The following is an 18,783-nucleotide window of genomic DNA, read 5'->3' as shown; positions in this document are numbered from 1 at the left end:
GTGGGCTGGTTCGACGACAATTTCATCCCGGCCCTGGACGGAGTGGCCTACGGGTTGCTGCTGTTCGTCGTGGCCGCGGGCCTGACTCTGGCCTTCGGTTCGGGCGGGGTCCTCAACCTCGCGCACGGCACGCTCTACGCGTTCGCCGCCTACACCGCCACCGAGGTCGCCGACGGCTCGTGGCTGGGCCTGGTGCTCGCGGTGCTGGCGGGGATCGCCGCCGGCGCGGCCGGCGGCGGGGTGCTCGCGGTGATGACCGCGCCGATCGCCGGCAGAGGGCACATGGCGCAGGCCATGTTGACCTTCGGCGTCGCCCTGGTCGGCGGCGACCTGCTGATGACCGTGTTCGGCAAGGAAGACCCGCAGGTCTCGGTGCCGAGCGCGCTGGAGAAGCCGGTATCGATCCTGGGCCACAACTACCCGGGCTATCGGCTGGCGTTCATCGTGGTCGCCGTCGCGCTCGGCGCCGGCGGCTGGTACGTGCTGGCCCGCACTCGGATCGGCGCGGCCGTGCGCGCCTCCGTGGACGACCCCGAGATGCTCGCGGCCGGCGGCATCTCGCCCGCCCGGGTGCGCTCGGGCGTGCTGATCGCGGCCGGCGCGCTGGCCGGTCTCGCGGGCGGTCTGGGCGCGCCGATCATCGGCCCGTCCACGTCGGTGGCCAACACCGTGCTGTTGCAGTCCCTGCTGGTCGTGGTGATCGGCGGCCTCGGCTCGGTCGGCGGCGCGCTGCTCGCCGCGATCCTGGTCGGCGAGGTGCAGACCCTCGGGGTCACGCTGATGCCCGACTTCGCGCCGTATCTGATGTACGCCACGATGGCCGTGATGCTGATCGCGCGAACCGCGCGCTTCGGCCCGACGGGGAGCCGAGTATGACCACCCTTGCAACGGCCGTCCTGCGCGCGCGTACCGCGCTGCACTCGCCGCGCGGGATCCTGGCCGGTCGGATCCTGGCCGTGGCGGCGATCGTGTGGCTGGTCGCGGCGCCGTACATGGTCGACCTGTTCACCATCATCCTGCTGTCCCAGGCGCTGTCCCTGGGCCTGCTCGCGGTCAGCGTCGCGGTGCTCGGCGGTGGCGCCGGGCTGCCCTCCCTCGGCCAGGTCGCGCCGTACGCGGTCGGCGGCTACACGGCGGCGATCCTGGCCGACCACGGCATGCGGATCGGCGTCGTCCACACCCTGCTGGCAGCCGCGGCGGGCGCCCTGTTCAACGCGCTCACCGCACCGATCGTGGTCCGCACCCGCGGCGTCACGGTCCTGATGATCACGCTGGCCGTCGGCGAACTGGTGCGCACCGCCGCGGAGAAGTGGAAGTCGGTCACCGGCGGTACCGACGGCAAGTCCGGCATCCCGCCGATCGAGCCGTTCTGGGGCATGGGCGACCTCGCCGACGACGTGGACACCTACTGGTACGTACTGCTCACCACCCTCGTGGTGATCGCCCTCACCGCGCTCGTGCTGCGCTCGCCGGCCGGGCTGCTGCTCGACGGCGCGCGCGAAAACGAGACCCGGATGCGCGCGACGGGCCACCCGGTGACGGGCTATCTCACCGTCACCTACATCGGGGTCGGCGCCATCGCGGGTGTCGCGGGCGCCCTGTTGATCTCGATCCAGCGCTACATCTCCCCCTCGCACATCGGCTTCGACACGTCCTCGCTGGTGCTGCTCGCGGTGGTCATCGGCGGCGGCGCGTCGCTGGTGGGCGCGATGATCGGCGCGGCGCTGATCGTGTTCACCCGGGACTGGCTGTCCGGTCCGTGGCCGGGGCACGGGCCGCTGCTGCTCGGCCTGCTGTTCCTGATCGCGGTGTACACGCTGCCGGGCGGGCTGGCCGGAGTGGTCGCGGGCGGGCCACGCGCGGCCTGGCGAAGTCTGGCCAAGGTAATCCGGCCGGACGGGAAGTCCACGGAAGCGGACGAGCCGGCGGCGAGCAAGTCGGAGGCGGACGAGTCGGCCGCGGGCGAGTCGGCCGCGGGCGAACCGGCCGCGGACGAACCGGCCGCGGACGAACCGGCCGCGGACAAGCCGGCCGCGGACGAACCGGCCGCGGACAAGCCGGCCGCGGGCAAGCCGGACCTCGCCAAGAAGGCGGCGGACCCGAGCGCCGAAGTCGTCCCCGACCCCGACGCGTTGCTCACCATCACCGGTCTGACCCGGCGCTACGGCGCGCTGGCCGCGGTGGACGGTCTCGACCTGACCGTGCGTCGCGGCGCCCGGCACGCGCTGCTCGGTCCCAACGGCGCGGGCAAGTCGACCGTGCTGGCGATGATCGCGGGCGCGAACCCGGTCACCTCGGGCAGCATCGTCTTCGACGGTCGCGACATCACCGACTTGGCCCCGGCCCGGCGCTCCCGTCTGGGCATCGCGCGCGCATTCCAACAGCCCGCGGTGGTGCCCTCGTTGTCGGTCCTGGACAACGTGACGCTGGCCGCCTGGCGGCACGCCCGGCGCGGCGGCATCGGGTGGCGCCCGGCCCGCTACCGCGCTCTCGCGGGCGAGGCGGCGATCCATCTGGAGACGGTCGGCCTGACCGCGCGCGCCGACGAGATCGCCGGCGAACTCTCGCACGGCTCGCGCCGGTTGCTGGACATCGCGATGGCGCTCGCGGGGCGTCCGAAGCTGCTGCTCCTGGACGAGCCGGCTGCGGGTCTGACCGACACCGACATCGAGTTGCTGGCCGACGTGCTCAAGGCACTGCCCGCCGAGGTGACCATGGTCCTGGTCGAGCACAACTTCGCGCTGGTGCGCGAAGTCACCGACACCGTCACGGTGTTGGCCTCGGGGCAACTGCTCGCAACCGGCACGCCGGACGAGATCGCCGAGGACCGGGCGGTGCGCGACACCTATCTGGGCGCGTCCGAGCCCGAGCACCAGGAAGTGGGCTGACATCGTGCTGGAGATCGGCGAACTGACGGCGGGTTACCAGGGCGGCTCGGTGCTGCACGGGGTCGACCTGAGCGTGCCCGAGGGCACCGTGCACGCGCTCCTGGGCGCCAACGGGGCGGGCAAGTCCACCCTGATCCATACCGTCGCGGGCCTGCTCAAGCCCTCCGGCGGAAGGGTCGAACTGGCCGGTGTCGACCTCACCGGGCGCCCGGCACACCGGGTCTCGCACGCGGGCATCGGCCTGGTGCCGCAGGGCCGGCGGGTGTTCGCGAGCCTGACCGTGGCCGAGCATCTGCGCCTCGCCCACCGCAAGCACGCCGCGTGGACGCCCGCGCGGGTGTTGGAACTGCTGCCGCGACTGGGCGAGCGGGCCGGCAACCGCGGCTCGCAACTCTCGGGCGGGGAGCAGCAGATGCTGGCGATCGCCCGGGCACTGCTCGGTGGTCCGCGGCTGATCCTGCTCGACGAGCCGACGGAGGGCCTGTCCCCCGTGATCGCCGAGCAGATCCGGCAACTGATCACCACGCTCGCCGACGAGGGCCTGACGATCCTGATCGCGGCGCCGCAACTGGGCTTCGTACAGGGCATCGCGGACCGGCTGACCGTGCTGTCCACGGGCCGGGTCACCGCCCGGATGACCGCCGCCGAGGCGGCGGCCGACCCGGAACCGATCCTCGCCGCACTGGCCCCGGGTGTGGCCCACGTGGGCTGAACCACATCGCGCCGGTCGGGATCACCCCGACCGGCGCCCAGCCCCCTGTCTCACAGGTCCACGCGTCGGATCTCCAGCGTGGTCCAGGCACCCACGTGCACCCGGTCGCCGTCCTTCAGGTGCACCGGGTCGCGACGGACCCGGTCGTAACCGGAGTTGATGGTGGTGCCGTTGGCCGCGCCGAGGTCCATCACCTCCCACGTCCCGTCTCCGCAGCGCAGAAACATCGCATGCCGACGCGAGACGCCCGGGTCGTTGATCGCAATCTCGGGCGGAGCGGAAGTGGTACCGGCGACGCGCCGGCCGATCCGCATCGACTCGCCGGTCAACTCCAGCGTCCACGGCTCCTGTTCGTGCGGGAAGTGCATGTTGTGCGCGTCCGGGCCGTCCCATTCGAGCACCCGCAGGAAGTAGTCGTGATCGGGCACGACGCGCACGGTCCACAGGGTGCGGGTGGGGGGCGATGACGGCTCGCCCGGCCCGTCGTCCGGCTCCGTGGGCGTCACGTTCACGATGGGCTCGTAGACGATCGCCGTCGAGGGGTTCTCGTGCCCGCAGCCCTCACAGAACTGGTCGTCGGGCGTGTACTCGGTGGCACAGATCCGACAGATCAGCGCGCCCGGGGGCGGCTGTTCGGCGCGCCAGTCACCGCCGCCGGGCCGCTGCGGATCCTCCGCGACGGTCATGGTGCGCCCGCACTCGTCGCAGTAGTCCGCGGCGGTGGACTGATGGCCGACCGGACAGATGTGCATGAGCGGACCTCCTTCCTGTTCCCCTACCCGACCCGACGTCGCCGAGCGGCGACGCTCAGTCCCTGGTGGGCGGTCCGACGCGGGCGGTCTTGTGCGACTCGACGTCGATGATCATCATGCCCTCCTCGTCGTTGCGCAGCCGGCTGGTGCCGTCGGCCTCGACCTCGACGACTCGGCGGAGCAGCTTCGCGGTGTGCTCGTCGCCCGCCTCGTCGGCCAGTTCGAGCGCCTGGACCAGGCGTGCGGTCGCGGTGGTCTCGTCCCCCCGCGTGCGCGCCTCCAAGCCTTCCTGGACGGCATTGGCCAGTTTCTCCCGGCCGGTGACCTTGGCGACCTCGGAGTTGATCCGGGTGGACAGTTCCTCGTCGTCGGTCCACTGCGCGAAGACGCCGGCCTTGGCCAGTTCCAGACCGCCCGAGCCGTCCGGCAGGACCACCGAGACCTGGCACGGCCGGCGCTTGCCGCCCGGGTTGACCTCGTCCGGTTCGACCTCGAGGCAGATGTGGTAGTGCTTGCTCTCGCCGCCCCACGAGCCGGTCGGGTAGTCACCGGCGTTCGGTCCGACGTCGGTACGCCGGGCGGTCAGGTCGTCGATCACCGGGTAGGTCTGCTTGACGTACTTCACCCGCGCGTTGTTGATCGTTCGCACGCGCAGGGCCACGTCGGCCACGGCCTTGCCCATCGCGTTCTCCATCATCCTGGTGAAATCCGCGACCAGGTCGGCCGGTTCGCTCACCAGGCCGATGTCGCCGAGCAGCGCGTTGGAGATCTTGCGCACCTCGTCCACCCGCCAGTCCAGGCCGATGCCGCGGCAGTCGCAGACGAACACGCCCTCGCAGTAGGCGATCGCCTCGGCCAGGTCCTGCTCGCGCTCGCTCTCGTTCTTGCCGTCGGTGAGCAGGATCGCGTGCCGGATCGCGTCGCGGTGCGGTTCGAGCAGCCGGCGGGCCATCAGCAACCACTGGCCCATGGCGGTGCCGCCGCGCGCGCGGAGCTTGTCCACCTCCCGCTTGGCCTCCTTGCGGCTGCGGTCGTCCGCCGGTACCAGCACCTCGTCGAACGGGTAGACCATCGACGCCATGCCGGTCCCGGAGACCACCGCGAACAACGTGCCGTCACGTAGCGTGTCGATCGCCGCCTTGGTGGCCTGCTTGGCCGCCTTGAGCTTGCTGGAGGGGAAGTCCATCGAGCCCGAGGTGTCCACCATGATCACCTCGGCGCCGCGCCTGGCGGAGCCCAGACCCGTCGGCAGTCCGGAAGCCTTGATGTGCGCCACGGCGTGGACCTCGTGTCCACCCATCGGCAGGTAGGCGTTCTGGTTGATCTCGATGGTGAATTCGGGGGCGCCTGACATGAATCCGACTCCTTCGCGTCTCGGGTCAGTCGTGGAGGGGGCCGCGCGCGGCGTCCCCGGGCGGGAGGTACGGGATGAGTGCGACGGTGATGTTGTCCGCGCCGCCCTGGTCCAGGGCGAACCCGGTGAGCAACCGGGCGGCGGCCAACGGCTGTTCCAGCGCGTCCGGGAGCACCATCGCGGCCAGCGTCGGCGCCACCGAAAGGTAGTTCCACAATCCGTCGCTGCACAGCAGCAGCACGCCGGGCCCGGAAGGGCGCACGCTGGTCACCCGGGGCCGCACCTCGCCGGCGTCGGCGCCGAGCCAGGACACGATCGCGTGCGCGCGCCGATCCGCGTACGCCTCGGCCTCGGTCATCGCGCCGAGCGCGATCATCCGGGTCGCCCACGAGTCGTCCTCGGTCAGCAGCGCGGAGGGGGTACGCCGGCCCTGCTCGTCGTCGGCCCCGTCCGACTCGCCGACCGCCCCGCGAGGCAGCGTGCTCGCGCCGGGCAGCGTGTCGTCGCCGTCCGCCGGATCGTCGGCCCCGCTGCCCGGATCGGCCAGCCAGTAGGCGCGGCTGTCGCCCACCCAGCCCACGGTGATCTCGCCGGGCGCCATGATCGCCGAGACCAGGGTGCACGCGGGCGCGTTGCCTTGGTCCTCGGTGCCGGGCATCCGGGCCACCGCGCTCGCGGCGGCGGCCACCCCGGCGCTGGTGGCCTTGGCCGGCGCGCACCCCTCGATCAGGGTGGCCGCCATCGTCGCGCACGCGGTCGCGGCCGCGGTCGCCGACGCCTCGTCGGGCCGCGGCGAGGAGGACACCCCGTCGCAGACCACCGCGACCACCCGCTTGCTGCCGTCGGGCATCTCGAACGCCCGCAGCGCGGCGGAGTCCTCGTTGCGTCGGTGGCGCAGGCCCCGGTTGCTCACCATCGCGACCAGGCCGCTCAGGTCGCTCTCCACGTGGTCGCGCGGATTGAACGGCCGCCCGCACGCCTCGCACCAGCCGTCCGAGCCGATGGTGGCGGTGCCACAGGCGGAGCAAACCGGTCCGTGTCCGCTGGGCGTGGGTACCCGCCGCGGCGGCGGACGTTCGGCCACCGGGGTCGGGGGGATGTCCAGGTCGTAGCCGCACGACTCGCAGTAGCGGTCGTCGGCGTCGCCGGGCAGACCGCAGGCCGGACACCCGTCGGGGACGGCCGTCGCGGGCGGCTCGGGCGGCGGGGCGGCCTCGCCCCCGTTCGGGGCGCCCCCGAGCCCGGTCGCGTCCAGTCGTCCATATCCAGCCACTCTGATCACACCCACGTCCACGGTCGCACTTCGTTCGCCCGGTCGACGAGCGCGATGCGCTCCGCATGCGTCGTCACATGCCGGGCCAGATCGCGGTAACACTTTTCCAGGGCGAACCGCAGAGGCTTTTCCTTCAACTCGCTGCCGAGCACCCTCGCGGTTCCATCCGCGCCCCCGGCGCCCGAATTTCCCCCGTTCGCACCCGCCTTCACCCACTCCAGGGCCGTCTCCAACAACTCCACGGCGAGCCGGTCGTGCGCCTCGCCCTCCAGCCGCAGCGCACCGAGCCGATCGGACGCGGTGGTCAGGTCCGGCCCCAGCGGTTCGGCCGCGGCCCGACCGCTGATCCGGGTGCGCAACGCCGCGGTCTGCGCGGCGACATGGTTGGCCGAGGTATCCGGCACGCTCTCCAGGATGCGGACCGCGCCCGCCCGGTCGCCGGTCGCGAGCAGGCAGCGGGCCAGGCCGAAGGCGGCCGAGACGTACGCGTGGTCGGTCGACCAGACGCCGCGATACTCGGCGGCGGCTTCTTGGTGGCGGCCCATCAGCTCGCGGCAGGCGCCCAGCGCGATCCGCGGCGCGGGCTCGCCGGGCAGCGCGCCCCGCACCCCGTCGAAAAACTCGTGGGCGCGCGGGAGATCGTGTTGGGACAGCGCCGCCAGCCCCTCGAACCAGGGCAGTCGCCAGTCGTCGGCGTCGATGTCGGCCAAAAACGCCCGAGCCCGCACCACGTCGCCCTGTTCGATGCACATCCGGACCAGGCGCAGCGTGCCCTCGGCCGAGGAGATGCCCGCGGCGGTGAGCGCGGAGAGCAGTTCGTCGGGGTCGGTGGTGGCGACCGTGGCCAGCAGGTTGGCGGCCGGGTCGAGGGGGTCGACCCGGGGCACCGGCAACGCGCCCGCGATCACCGCCGGATCGGGCGCGGGCGCGAGCAGGCCCGGTTCGGTGTTGCGCGCGGCCACCTCGGCGTGCACCACCCGCGTCTCCGGCCCGAACAGGCCGGACACGCCCGGGCGCGGCTCGCCGGAGCGGATCGCGACCACCTCGCGCAGCACCGCGACGCACTGCTCGGCCATGTCCGCCGCGGAGGCGAAGCGCTGCTCCGGGTCGGGGTGGGTGGCCCGCAGCAACAGGCGGTGGTAGGACTCGAATTCGGTGAACAGCGGCACGTCGGCGGCGGGCGGCAGGGATGCCTTGTACTTGCGGGTGTAACCGGCGAAGTAGAAGCTGAGCACCGCCATCGTGCGACCGATGGTGAACAGGTCGGACTCCACCGACGGTTCGGCCCGCACGGTCTCGATCTCGGGTGCCTGGTAGCCGACCGTGCCGTAGGTGAACTTGCCCGGCCGGGCCAGGTCGGTGACCGCGCCGAGGTCGATCAGCTTGAGCTGGTCCTCGGTCTGGATCACGTTGTCCGGCTTGAAGTCGCAGTAGACCAGGTTCTGTTGGTGCAGGTAGCCGAACGCGGGCAGGATGTCGATCGCGTAGGCGAGGACCTGCTCGACCGGCAGCACGGCCTTGGGGTCGACCTCGCGCATCTGCTTGAGCCGGTCCATCAGCGACAGGCCGCCGACATACTCCATCACCAGGTAGGTCTCGTCCTGGCCGGTGAGCGGGTCGGGGTGCTGCACGACGGTCTGGATGTGCACGATGTTGGCGTGCTGGATCTGGGTGAGGATGCGCTGTTCGGCCAGGGCCGCGGCGCGCGAGTCGGCGTCGTCGCTGCCGAGCAGGCCCTTGAGCACGACCCACATGTTGTGCGCGGCGGTGTCCTGGGCGAGGTAGACCCAGCCGAAGCCGCCGCGGGCGAGGCAGCCGATGATCCGGTACTGGCCGACCATGTCGTCGCGCTGGAGCTTGGGCGCGAAGGAGAACGGCGTGCGGTCGCGCGGGCAAAAGCCGTTGGCCACCCCGGGTCGGCCGCCGCGCCCGCGCCCGACGGGCTGTTCGCACTTGCGGCAAAAGCGCTTCTCCTCCGGGATGACCGGATTGCGGGCCAGCGCGCTCTCGGGGTTGCGGCGCGGCACGTTCGGCATCTCGACCAGACCGCCGCCCAGCCGCCGACTGGTCCCGGTGCTGCCGCGTCGCGAACTGCGCCCGGAGGCGCTGCGCGAGGAGGACGAACCGGCGGTGCCGGCCGTGCCCGACGTACCGGAGGTGCCCGCCGTCCCGGAGACCCCGGACCGCCCGGTCCTCGGGTCGGGCACCGGCGCGCCGGTCGGCAGCGGCTCGTTGCCGCACGCGTTGCAGAAGCCGTCGTCGATCTCGCCCGGGCAAGGCGGGCGATTGCACTTGATCATCTCTGGTCCCCCTTGTCGTCCGGACGATCCTTGCGTTGCGCGGCGATGACCGCCTCCTGATAGCGGGTCACCACCCGTACCGCCACGTCGAGTTCACACGGTGCTCGCCACAACAGCTCCTTGGCGTGGTCGTACAGCGACTCGAGCACGGCCTCCTCGCCGTGTCCACTGCGCGCGGCCATCGCCCGGTAGGACTGCACGAGGCCGCGCAGTTCGTCCCGCCGGGCCAGTGGCGCGTCGATGTGCCCGCGGGTGGCGGCCAGTCGGTCCCGGGCACCCTGCGCGTCGTTCTCCAGGGCGCTCAACTCGCGCGAGACGCGCACCCAGTCGCCCTGCGCGCCGAGCCCGGAGACGGTGGTCACCCGCTCCCGCAGGCCGGCGGCGCGCAGCGGTACCTCCGGTACCCGCTTGTCGCTGATCCGGGTCAGCACGTGCGCGCGCCGCCGGATCGTGTCGCCCTCCTGGTAGTCCAACTCCTCCAGCACGCCCGCGAGTCGCCGTACCCGCTCCTCGAAGCGGGCCCGGACGATGGTCAGGTGCCGCACCTCGTCGGCGACTCGGCGCAGTTCGGCGTCCAGGGCGTCGACGTCCACGCCGCCGATGCGCCGGTCGTCGCCGGTGGTCAGCGCCAGCGGGTCGCTCGCCACCAGGCTGCGGGCCGTCTCCAGGCGGCGGCGGACCCCGTCCAAGGCGGCGGTCTGCTCCGGCATCGTGTCGGGGCCGCCGAGTTCGGCGATCCCGGCCTCGGCGGCGGCGATGCCCGCGTCGACCCGGTCCAAGGTGGGCACCAGACGGGTCCAGACCGCGTCCGCGGCCTCCACGACCGCGGTCGCCTCGCTCCAGGCCGGCGCCATGTCGGCGACCAGTTCGCCCAGGCTCATCCGGTGTACGTGCATGGCCGGGTCGAGCAGGCCGCGCTGCCCGATCGGCACGTCGCGCGCGGCGAGTTCGGCGGATTGTCCGAGCAGCAGGAAGGACAGCTCCTCCAGCTCGGGCCGTTGCGGCTTGCCGCGCCGTCCACGCAACGTCCGGGCCCGGTCCAAAACCGCGCCGTACGCCTCGCGGTGTCCCCACAGCAGCGCGATCGCACGGCGGCCGATCTCCCAGCGCTCGGCGGTGCGGCCGGTCAGCGTGCCGCCTTCGAGCAGTTGCCGGCCCGGGTGGCTCTCCAGCTCCATCAGGCCGGCGGTGATGCCGTCGTACTCGCCTTCGTGACGCACGATCAACTCGTCGATCTCGTCGCGGCCGAGCACGCGGGGGGCTCGGTTCACGGGGCGTCCCGATATTCGGCCTCGGGCGGCGCGGGCGTGTCGGCCCCGAGCGAGGTGCCCAGATACTCCCGGTACAGCTCGCCCCATCGTCCGTTGCGGCGCAGTTGTTCGAGCACCGCGTTGACGAACCGGACGAAGTCGCCGCGGTTCTTGGCGATCGCCATGCCGTACGGCTCGAAGGTGAGCTTGTCACCGACCACGACGGTGAAGACGTGGTCCTGTGCCTGGAGCCCGGCCAGGATCGTGTCGTCGGTGGTGACCGCGTCGGCCTGGCCCTGCTGGAGCAGGACCAGGCAGCCCGCCCAGGTGTCGCCCTCGATCACGTTCACCTGCGGGGCCTGTCGGCGCAGCATGCCGATCGAGGTGGAGCCGGGCACCGAGCACACCCGCATGCCGCGCGGCAGGGCGGCCAGTCCGCCCGAGTAGTCGGCGCGGTCGGCGGTGCCGTCGCGTTGCACCAGCAGTCGCTGGCCGGCGCGGAAGTAGACGGAGGAGAACTCGACGCTCTGCCGACGCTCGCAGTTGATCGTCATGGTCTCGGCGACGATGTCCACGTCGCCGCGCGCGATCGCCACGGTGCGGTCCTCGTTGCGCACCACTCGGAACTGGATGCGGTTGGGGCCGGCGTCGCCGAAGATCGCCTTGGCCACCTCGCGGAGCAGGTCGATGTCGAAGCCCCGCAGTGTGTTGCTCCTGGGGTCGACGAAGCCGAACGGGAAGCTGCTCTGGTCGATGCCGGCGATCAGGAAGCCGCGTTTGCGCAGGGTGTCCATGGTGCTGCCGGCGGGCAGCGCGGTGGGGGCGGGCAGCGAGCCGGTGGGGCGCAGGCTGGCCAGCACGTTCGGGCAGGAGGTGTCCGGCCCCGGTGGGGCCTCGGCGGGTGCGCGCGGCGCGCCGGCGGGGGGCGCGGCCGGGTGGGCGAGGTCGCGCTCGGCCGACCCGGCGCCACACCCGGCGACGGTCAGCGCGAGGGCGCACACCAGTGCGGGCAGGGCGATGCGGGTGCTCATGGCCGGTTGTACCTCCCGACCTCGCGACGGACGCCGTCCACGGTCGCGGCGGCGGCGATCAGGGCCAGGACGCCCATGCCGACGCCGAGGCCGCCGAGCGCGTCGCGGCCCTGGCGGACCGAGCGGGCGAAGTCGCCTTGGTCCTCGGTGACCGCGGCGGCCAGCGCCTCGTCGATCCGGGTGAAGGCGGTGCGCGATGCGCCGTCGGCCTTGGTCACCTTGGCGACGGCCTGTTCGAACTGGCCGTTGCCGTAGAGCGTGATGACGTCGTCGTGGGCCTTCTTCCAGTCGGCGGCGGCGGCCCGCGCGGCCTTGACCTTGGCGAGCGTGCCGGCGTCGGAGCGGGTGACCCGCTCGGCGGTGGCCAGCATGCCGGTCACCGCGGGTCGGCCGTCGCGCGCGTCGACGCCGACGAGCCTGCCCCACACCTCGTTGAAGTCGGCCTCGTACTGGCCGTTGTCGCTGCCGCGCATGACCAGGGTCAGGCTCTCGTCGCCGTGTGCCTGCAGGGTCAGGAAGCGGGCCTGGGCCAGCGTCTCGACCGGTCCCCAGCCGTCGCTGCGGCTGCGGTCGAGGTGGTCGCGCGAGTCGCCGGAGGCCGCCCACAACCAGCCGATCGACACCAGGGTGGCCAGGCCCGCGATCAGCAGGCCGATGTTGATCCGGCGGTGGGTGCGCCGGGCGAAGAACCACAGCGCCCCGGCGCAGGCCGCGAGGGAGAGCAGAAGCAGCGACAGCGGTGTCCACGGGGTCGAGGTCGCGTCGCGGTGATCGCCCGCGAGGCGCTTTTCGGCGATGTCGTGCAGGGCGGTGGCGGCGGGCAGGATCTTGGCCCGCATCACGTTCTTGGAGGCCGAGCGCAGGTAGGCGGCGCCGACGGTGTTGCCCTGCCGGGTCTCCGCCCGGGCCCGCTCGACCAGGCGCGCGTATTCGGGCAACTGCACGCCGATCACCGCGAGTTTGTCGGCCACCTCGCCGGAGGCGCCCGCGGCGGTGGCCTCGATCAGCTTGCGCGACGCGGTCTCGATCGCCTGCTGGTAGCGCTCGCGCACGTCCACCGATTCGACGCCGCCTTCGAGCAGTCCGGCCGCCGCGGTCGCGTCGGCGTCGGCGAGCGCCCGGTAGATGTCCTGGGTCTTGACCCCGAGTGGTTCGCTGCCGGTGGCCACCGCCTTGGCCGCGTCGGCGCGTTGGCCCACCGCCAGGACCGCGAACAGTCCGGCGAGCAGGCTGATCAGGACCAGGGCCACGCCCGTGACGAGCATCAGCCCCGGGGTGGTGTTGCCGACCCGAATCAGCCGGCCCACGGATATCCGGCGGGGCCTGAACGCACGGGGAGAACGGCCCGCCGCCCGTGCGGGCGTCCCCGGACCCGGTGCTTGCGAAATCGGAACGGCTGCCGCCAACGCCTTGCCTCCCCCACTGTCGCGTGTGCCCCCTGCCGGTCGACCCGACACACCCTGCCGTCTTCGTCGAACGCCGAACATCGACCGCCGAGGTGCCCGGTGAACGCCGTCACCCAGAAGTTATCGCGAGCGTGTCACGGCTCCCGATGGTCTTCCCTCGTTCTCCCCACAAGACCCCTCAGGGCCAGGACACTACCGCTGCCGGCGGCCCACGTGAGCGCGAGACCGGTTCCGATCGGCCGGGCGGCCGGCCGGCGGATCAGCCCGCTGCCGGCGGTGCCGGCGGCGTGTGCGCGCGATGCCGGCGCCCCGGGTGACTCTGGGATCCATACACGGCGAGCCCCGTCGATCCGTCGACGAGCGCCCGCCGGACGAATGCGACGGATACCTACGGGGAGCAACCCATGACATACGCGATCGAGACCGAGGGCTTGGTCAAGCGGTACGGCGACACCACCGCGTTGGCCGGGATCGATCTGCGGTCCGAGGCGGGCACCGTGCTGGGCCTGCTCGGCCCCAACGGCGCGGGCAAGACCACGATGGTGCGGGCGCTGGCCACGTTGATCAAACCGGACGCCGGCATCGCCCGGGTCGGCGGGTTCGACACGGTGCGCCAGGCGCACGAGGTACGCCGGCTGATCGGGCTGACCGGGCAGTACGCGTCGGTGGACGAGGAGATGACCGGGTTCGAGAACCTGCTGCTGCTCGGCCGACTGCTCGACCTGCCCCGTGCCGAGGCCAAGGCGCGGGCGCGCGAACTGCTCGCCCGGTTCGACCTGACCGAGGCGGGCGGGCGCAGCCCCGACACGTATTCGGGCGGTATGCGGCGCCGCCTCGACCTGGCCGCCTCGCTGGTCGGGCGCCCGTCCTTCCTCTACCTGGACGAGCCGACCACCGGCCTGGACCCGCGCAGCCGCGGCGACGTGTGGCAGATGATCCGCGACCTGGTCCGCGACGAGGGCGTGACCGTGCTGCTGACCACGCAGTATCTGGACGAGGCCGATCACCTGGCGAACGACATCGTGGTGATCGACCACGGCCGGGTGATCGCGAGCGGCACCTCCGACGAGCTCAAGGCGCAGATCGGCGGCCGGAGCCTGGAGGTGCGCCCGGTCGACCCGAGTCGACTGCCCGACGTGGTCGAGCTGTTGCGCGAACTCGCCGGCCGGGAGCCGTTCGTGGAGCACGAGCGCGGTCAGGTCACCGTCGCGGTGAGCGACGAGGACGTGCTGCCGGTGGTGGTACGTCGGCTCGACGAGGCGGGCATCCGGGTCAACGAGTTCACCCTGCAACTGCCCAGTCTGGACGAGGTGTTCCTGACCATCACCGGGCACCGCAGCCAGGACTCGGGCGAACAGGACGACGGCGCGGACCCGAAGAGGAAGGCCGCGTGAACCGACTCCCGGACCGTTACGGCACACGTGTGATGCCGATGCTCGCCCTGCTCCTCACGATCGTCTCCCACCTGGCCCTCATCCCTGGAGCCTCCCGATGACCACGACCACCGTCCGCCCGGCCGACAAGAGCGCCGTCCCGCCTCCCGCCCACGGCACGCCCGGGGCACATCGCAACGACCCGAGCGCCGTGGTGCGGCACACGCTCACCCTCACCTGGCGCAGCCTGGTGAAGTTGAAGAAGCAGAGCGAGCAGCTGATCGATCTGACGCTGCAGCCGATCCTGTTCATCGTGATGTTCGTGTACCTGTTCGGCGGCGCGATCGAGGGCAGCACGCACGACTATCTGCAGTTCGTACTGCCCGGCATCATGGTGCAGACCGTGGTGTTCGCGTCGGTGGGCACCGGTGTCGGGTTGTGCACCGACATGTCCACGGGTGTGTTCGACCGGTTCCGCAGCCTGCCGATATCGCGTCTCGCGCCGCTCGCCGGCACCGTGCTCGGCGACGTGTTGCGCTTCTTCGTCGCCATCACGTCGGTGTTCGTGTTCGGCACCATCATCGGTTTCCGGTTCCAGACCAATGTGCTCGCGGTGGCGGCCGCGGTCGGTCTGGTCCTGGTTTTCGCGTTCGCGTTCTGCTGGGTCGTGGCGCTGCTCGGGGTGAGCATGAAGCAGCCGCGCACCGTGCAGGGCGTCTCGTTCCTGATGATGTTTCCGCTGACCTTCGGCTCGAACCTGTTCGCCAAGACCTCGACCATGCCGGGCTGGTTGCAGGCGTGGGTGAAGGTCAATCCGGTCACCGCGGTCACCAACGCCTCGCGCGGGCTGTTGACCGGGGGGCCGGTGGCGCACCACGCGATCGTGGCGCTGCTGTGGGCGCTGGGTCTGATGCTGGTGTTCATTCCGCTGACGGTGCGTCAGTACAACCGGCGGGCCTGACCTGCCGCTCCTGGCTCGACCACCCGTCGCCCGCCACCCACAGCGGTGGCGGCGCGACGGGCAGGTCGGCCGTCACCAGGGAAACCACCTCTTCCCGGGTCATCGCCGTGCCGATGGCCCGGGCCCGGTCGTACTCCTCCACGCTCATCCGCTCCAGGATCCGCCCGGCCACCCGGTCCGCGTCGACGTCGCCCAGATCGGGATGGCCGCGCACCACCTGCGCCCCGCCGAGCAGGATCGCGGCCTGCTCCGGATCGCCGCTGAGCAGCGCCAGCGCGGAGAATCCCTCGACGCAGCCCGCCAGGATCGGCATGTCCTGGCTCTCCAACGCGAACGGCAGCCCGGTCCGCAGGTCGGCGCGCGCCGCCGCCACGTCGCCTCGCGCACAGGCCACGTGCGCCCGGCCGACGTACAGGCTGCAGATGAACTGCGGCGGCAACTGCCGCAGTCGCGGCGCCGGCGGCAGCGCCGCGATGACCTCGTCGTAGCGTCCTCCCGCCTCGTCGAAGTCCCCGACGAAGCGGGCGAGTTCGGCCAGGCCCAGGGTGGTGCCCAGGCCGGTGGTGAGCGAGGCGCCGGGCGCGCCCGGCCGGCGCGAGATGTCCTCCATCACCTGCCGGGCGAGGGCGATGTCGCCGGCCCGCGCGTGGATCATCCCGCGACGCACCATCAGTTGCGGGATCTCGTCCTCGGCCTGGAGCGCGCCCAGCAGGCCCAGCGCCTCGTCCACGGCGGCCAGCGCCGCGTCGTAGTCGGCCATGTACATCAACAGTTCGGCCAGTCCCGAGATCGCCGAGGCCCGGCCCCAGCGGTCCCCGATCGCCGCGAACCGATCCCGGGCGTCGGTCAGGAAGGTCACCGCCTCCTTGGGGCTGCCCAGGTTGACCGCGAAGTGTCCGCGCATGAGCCGGGCCATGGCCTGGACCCACGGGTCGTCGATCTCGTCCGCGTCCTGCAGCGCGGCCCGCAAAGCCGCCTGGTCGGTGCGGATGACGGACGCCAACAGCTCCATGAAAACCGGCAGTTCGGGCACCTCGTCGGGTTCGAGCCGACGGGTGATCAGCCGGGCCCTGGCGTAGGAGCGCAGCGCGTTGCCCCGCTCTCCCGCGGAGAAGGAGTGCAGCGCGTGGAAGGCGAGCGCGGCGGCCCGGCGGGCCCGCGGCACGGGGCCGGGCAGGGCGAGCGCCTCGTGGCCCCAGGAGTACGCCTCGGCGTGGGTGCCGCGCATCGCCCAATACCAGGAGAGCGCGTCGACCAACCGGGTCGCCAGCCAGGCGTCGGCGTGGTCGACGGCGTAACGCAGCAGGAGCGCGAGATTGTCGTGCTCGGCGGTGATCCGGTTGATCGCCTCGATCTGTCCCGGGCCGCGCAGCCGGGCGCCGGCCGCCTCGACGTAGTCGATGAACCAGCGCGCGTGCCGCTCGGAGGTCGCCTCGGCCTCGCCCGCCTCGGCCAGTTTCTCGCTCGCGTACGCCTGGATGGTCTCCAGGAGCCGGTAGCGGGTCTCGGTGCTGCCGATCACGTCCACCAGCGACTTGTCCACCAGTCCGGCGAGCAGGTCGAGCACGTCGGCGGGGTCGAAGTCGTCGCCGGGCAGCACCGCCTCGGCGGCCTCCAGGGTGGTGCCGCCGGCGAACACCGACAACCGGCGCAGCGCGGTGCGTTCGCGCTCCTCCAGCAGATCCCAGCTCCACTCGACCACCGCGCGCAGCGTCTGGTGGCGGGGCAGCGCGGTACGGCTGCCGCCGGTGAGCAGCCGGAAGCGGTCGTCGAGGCGGTGCGCGATCTGCGCGGGGGTGAGCGAGCGGGTGCGGGCGGCGGCCAGTTCGATGGCCAGCGGCTGGCCGTCGAGCCGGCGGCAGATCTCGCCGACCGCGCCGATCGTGTCGGCGTCGACGGCCAGACCCGGCCGCACCGCGCGGGCCCGGTCGGCGAACAGCCGCACCGAGGCGTAGCCCAGCGCGTCCGCGGCGTCGACGCCGACCGGCGGCAGGGCCAGCGGGCCCAGCGGATACAACATCTCGCCGTCGATGCCCAGCGGCTCGCGGCTGGTGGTGAGGATGCGCAGCGACGGCGCGCGGGCGAGCAGTCGGCCGGCGAAGCTCGCGGCGGCGGCGATCAGGTGCTCGCAGTTGTCCAGGATCAGCAGGCTGGGCGGGCCGGTGAACGCGTCGACGATCCGGTCGACCAAATCGCGCGCACCGGCCAGATGCGGGTCGAGCAGGCCCACCTCGCGGCGGCCCAGCGCCCCCAGGACCGCCTGCGGTACATCCAACGGGTCGAGTACGGGGGCGAGTTCGACGAACCAGATGCCGCCGTCCACGCCCACGCCGCGGGTCGCGATCCGGCTGCCGGCCTCGGTGCTCAGTCGGGTCTTGCCCGCGCCGCCGGGGCCGACGACGGTGACCAGGCGCGATTGGCCGAGGAGCCGGTCGACCCGATCCACCTCGTCCTCGCGACCGACGAAGGTGGTCAGCCGGGCGGGCAGATTGCCCGGGGCCGGGCGGACGGCGACCGGCGGGGCGGGCGCGGGCGACCCGGAGGCGGCGGGCGCGGGCGCCGGCGCGGGCCGCGAATCGCCACCACGCAGCACGGCCAGGTACGCGGCCTCCAGATCGGGCGAGGGATCGATGCCCAGCTCGTCCGCCAGCCGCTCGCGCAGGTCCTGATACAGCGTCAGCGCGTCCGCCCGGCGGCCCTCCTCGTGCAGCGTGCGGATCAGCAGGCCGTACAGCCGCTCGCGCAGCGGATGCTCGCGGGTGAGCTGCTCCAACTCGGCGGCCAACCCCTGGCTGCGGCCCAGGATCAGCTGCGCCTGGACCCGGTCCTCGATCGCGCCCAACCGCTGCTCGGCCAGCCGCGCCGCGGGCCCCAGCGCGAAGCCCGCGTCGGCGGCGTCCACCAGGGCCGGGCCGCGCCACATCGCGAGCGCGCGCGTGAGCGTCTCGGCCGCGCCGGCCGGGTCGCGCTCGTCGAGTTGCCGGCGTCCTCGCACCGCCAGCTCGGCGAACACGTGCGCGTCCAGGTCGTCGGGGCGAATGTCGAGCCGATAGCCGGCCGGCCCCGAGTCGAGCCCGACGGGCAGTTGCCGGCGCAGTCGGGAGATCAGCGACTGCAACGCGTTTCCCGCACCGGAAGGGGGGTCCTCACCCCACACGGCCGTGATCAACCGGTCGGCGGAGACCGGTCTGCCGGGGTCGAGGGACAGGCGGATCAGCAGCGCGCGCAGGCGCGCGCCGCCGATCGTCACGGATCGACCGTCGTCGTCCCACGCCTGGAGCGGGCCAAGCACCGAGATGTACACCCCACCACTCTTCCACCCCGACGGGTCGCCCGGGGGTGTCGGCCGGCGGCGCGCGGAGCGCGGTGGGGGTCGGCGACGGGGAGTTGCGCATTGGGAGCGCCCCGGGGCACGGGAACCCGGGACGATCATCTGGAGAATTCACTCGTTCGTGGGATTAATTCCCACTCGTGGGAGTGAGC

Annotated in this window: 13 protein-coding genes; 5 read left to right on the top strand and 8 right to left on the bottom strand. The window is 72.5% G+C overall.

The genetic code is table 11. The features are described 5' to 3' along the window. From ACFXKZ_RS05030 to ACFXKZ_RS05020, 3 genes are read left to right on the top strand one after another with little or no spacing between them, the layout of a single operon-like run. On the top strand, positions 1 to 876 hold the full coding sequence (locus ACFXKZ_RS05030; RefSeq protein WP_379996480.1) for a branched-chain amino acid ABC transporter permease: 876 nt from the start codon (positions 1 to 3) through the stop codon (positions 874 to 876). After that, entirely contained in the window at positions 873 to 2,888 is a 2,016-nt protein-coding gene (locus ACFXKZ_RS05025; RefSeq protein WP_379996477.1) for an ATP-binding cassette domain-containing protein, read from the top strand. Before ACFXKZ_RS05030 ends, ACFXKZ_RS05025 begins: the two co-directional genes overlap by 4 nt. Before the next feature lie 4 nt (positions 2,889 to 2,892). After that, complete coding sequence (locus tag ACFXKZ_RS05020; protein WP_379996475.1) at positions 2,893 to 3,600, top strand: ABC transporter ATP-binding protein; 708 nt, start codon at positions 2,893 to 2,895, stop codon at positions 3,598 to 3,600. A gap of 50 nt (positions 3,601 to 3,650) precedes the next feature. On the opposite strand, the gene ACFXKZ_RS05015 is transcribed toward ACFXKZ_RS05020, so the two are convergent. Genes ACFXKZ_RS05015 through ACFXKZ_RS04985 form a run of 7 tightly spaced genes read right to left on the bottom strand, consistent with a single transcriptional unit; the run spans position 3,651 to position 12,867 of the window. Further along, a complete protein-coding gene (locus ACFXKZ_RS05015; RefSeq protein ID WP_379996473.1) occupies positions 3,651 to 4,352 on the bottom strand; it encodes an FHA domain-containing protein in 702 nt (233 codons plus the stop codon). A 55-nt stretch (positions 4,353 to 4,407) separates the two neighbouring features. After that, positions 4,408 to 5,706 (bottom strand): VWA domain-containing protein, encoded by a 1,299-nt coding sequence (locus ACFXKZ_RS05010; RefSeq protein ID WP_379996471.1) that lies wholly within the window; start codon positions 5,704 to 5,706, stop codon positions 4,408 to 4,410. 25 nt (positions 5,707 to 5,731) lie between these two features. Next, complete coding sequence (locus ACFXKZ_RS05005) at positions 5,732 to 6,979, bottom strand: protein phosphatase 2C domain-containing protein (protein WP_379996469.1); 1,248 nt, start codon at positions 6,977 to 6,979, stop codon at positions 5,732 to 5,734. Positions 6,980 to 6,984: 5 nt separating this feature from the next. Then, a complete protein-coding gene (locus ACFXKZ_RS05000) occupies positions 6,985 to 9,279 on the bottom strand; it encodes a tetratricopeptide repeat protein (protein WP_379996467.1) in 2,295 nt (764 codons plus the stop codon). Beyond that, positions 9,276 to 10,550: a hypothetical protein gene (locus ACFXKZ_RS04995; protein ID WP_379996465.1), complete on the bottom strand. Its 1,275-nt coding sequence runs from the start codon at positions 10,548 to 10,550 to the stop codon at positions 9,276 to 9,278. Before ACFXKZ_RS04995 ends, ACFXKZ_RS05000 begins: the two co-directional genes overlap by 4 nt. Continuing rightward, positions 10,547 to 11,560: a glutamate ABC transporter substrate-binding protein gene (locus ACFXKZ_RS04990; protein ID WP_379996463.1), complete on the bottom strand. Its 1,014-nt coding sequence runs from the start codon at positions 11,558 to 11,560 to the stop codon at positions 10,547 to 10,549. Before ACFXKZ_RS04990 ends, ACFXKZ_RS04995 begins: the two co-directional genes overlap by 4 nt. Beyond that, on the bottom strand, positions 11,557 to 12,867 hold the full coding sequence (locus ACFXKZ_RS04985) for a hypothetical protein (RefSeq protein ID WP_379996461.1): 1,311 nt from the start codon (positions 12,865 to 12,867) through the stop codon (positions 11,557 to 11,559). Before ACFXKZ_RS04985 ends, ACFXKZ_RS04990 begins: the two co-directional genes overlap by 4 nt. 503 nt (positions 12,868 to 13,370) lie before the next feature. Here ACFXKZ_RS04985 and ACFXKZ_RS04980 point away from each other — a divergent pair. Both ACFXKZ_RS04980 and ACFXKZ_RS04975 read left to right on the top strand, forming a co-directional pair. Beyond that, the gene (locus tag ACFXKZ_RS04980; protein WP_379996459.1) at positions 13,371 to 14,360 is read left to right on the top strand and encodes an ATP-binding cassette domain-containing protein; all 990 of its coding nucleotides are present in this window, start codon (positions 13,371 to 13,373) and stop codon (positions 14,358 to 14,360) included. A 97-nt stretch (positions 14,361 to 14,457) separates the two neighbouring features. Continuing rightward, positions 14,458 to 15,300, top strand: coding sequence for an ABC transporter permease (locus tag ACFXKZ_RS04975; protein ID WP_379996457.1), 843 nt, complete (start codon positions 14,458 to 14,460; stop codon positions 15,298 to 15,300). Here ACFXKZ_RS04975 and ACFXKZ_RS04970 read toward each other — a convergent pair. Continuing rightward, positions 15,260 to 18,604 (bottom strand): BTAD domain-containing putative transcriptional regulator, encoded by a 3,345-nt coding sequence (locus tag ACFXKZ_RS04970; protein WP_379996455.1) that lies wholly within the window; start codon positions 18,602 to 18,604, stop codon positions 15,260 to 15,262. The genes ACFXKZ_RS04975 and ACFXKZ_RS04970 overlap by 41 nt on opposite strands. Between the last annotated feature and the right edge of the window lie 179 nt (positions 18,605 to 18,783).

This window comes from Embleya sp. NPDC059237 (assembly GCF_042754105.1).
Lineage (GTDB): Bacteria > Actinomycetota > Actinomycetes > Streptomycetales > Streptomycetaceae > Embleya.
The sequence above is the reverse complement of the archived record's forward strand: the minus strand, read 5'-3'. Positions and strand labels throughout refer to the sequence as shown.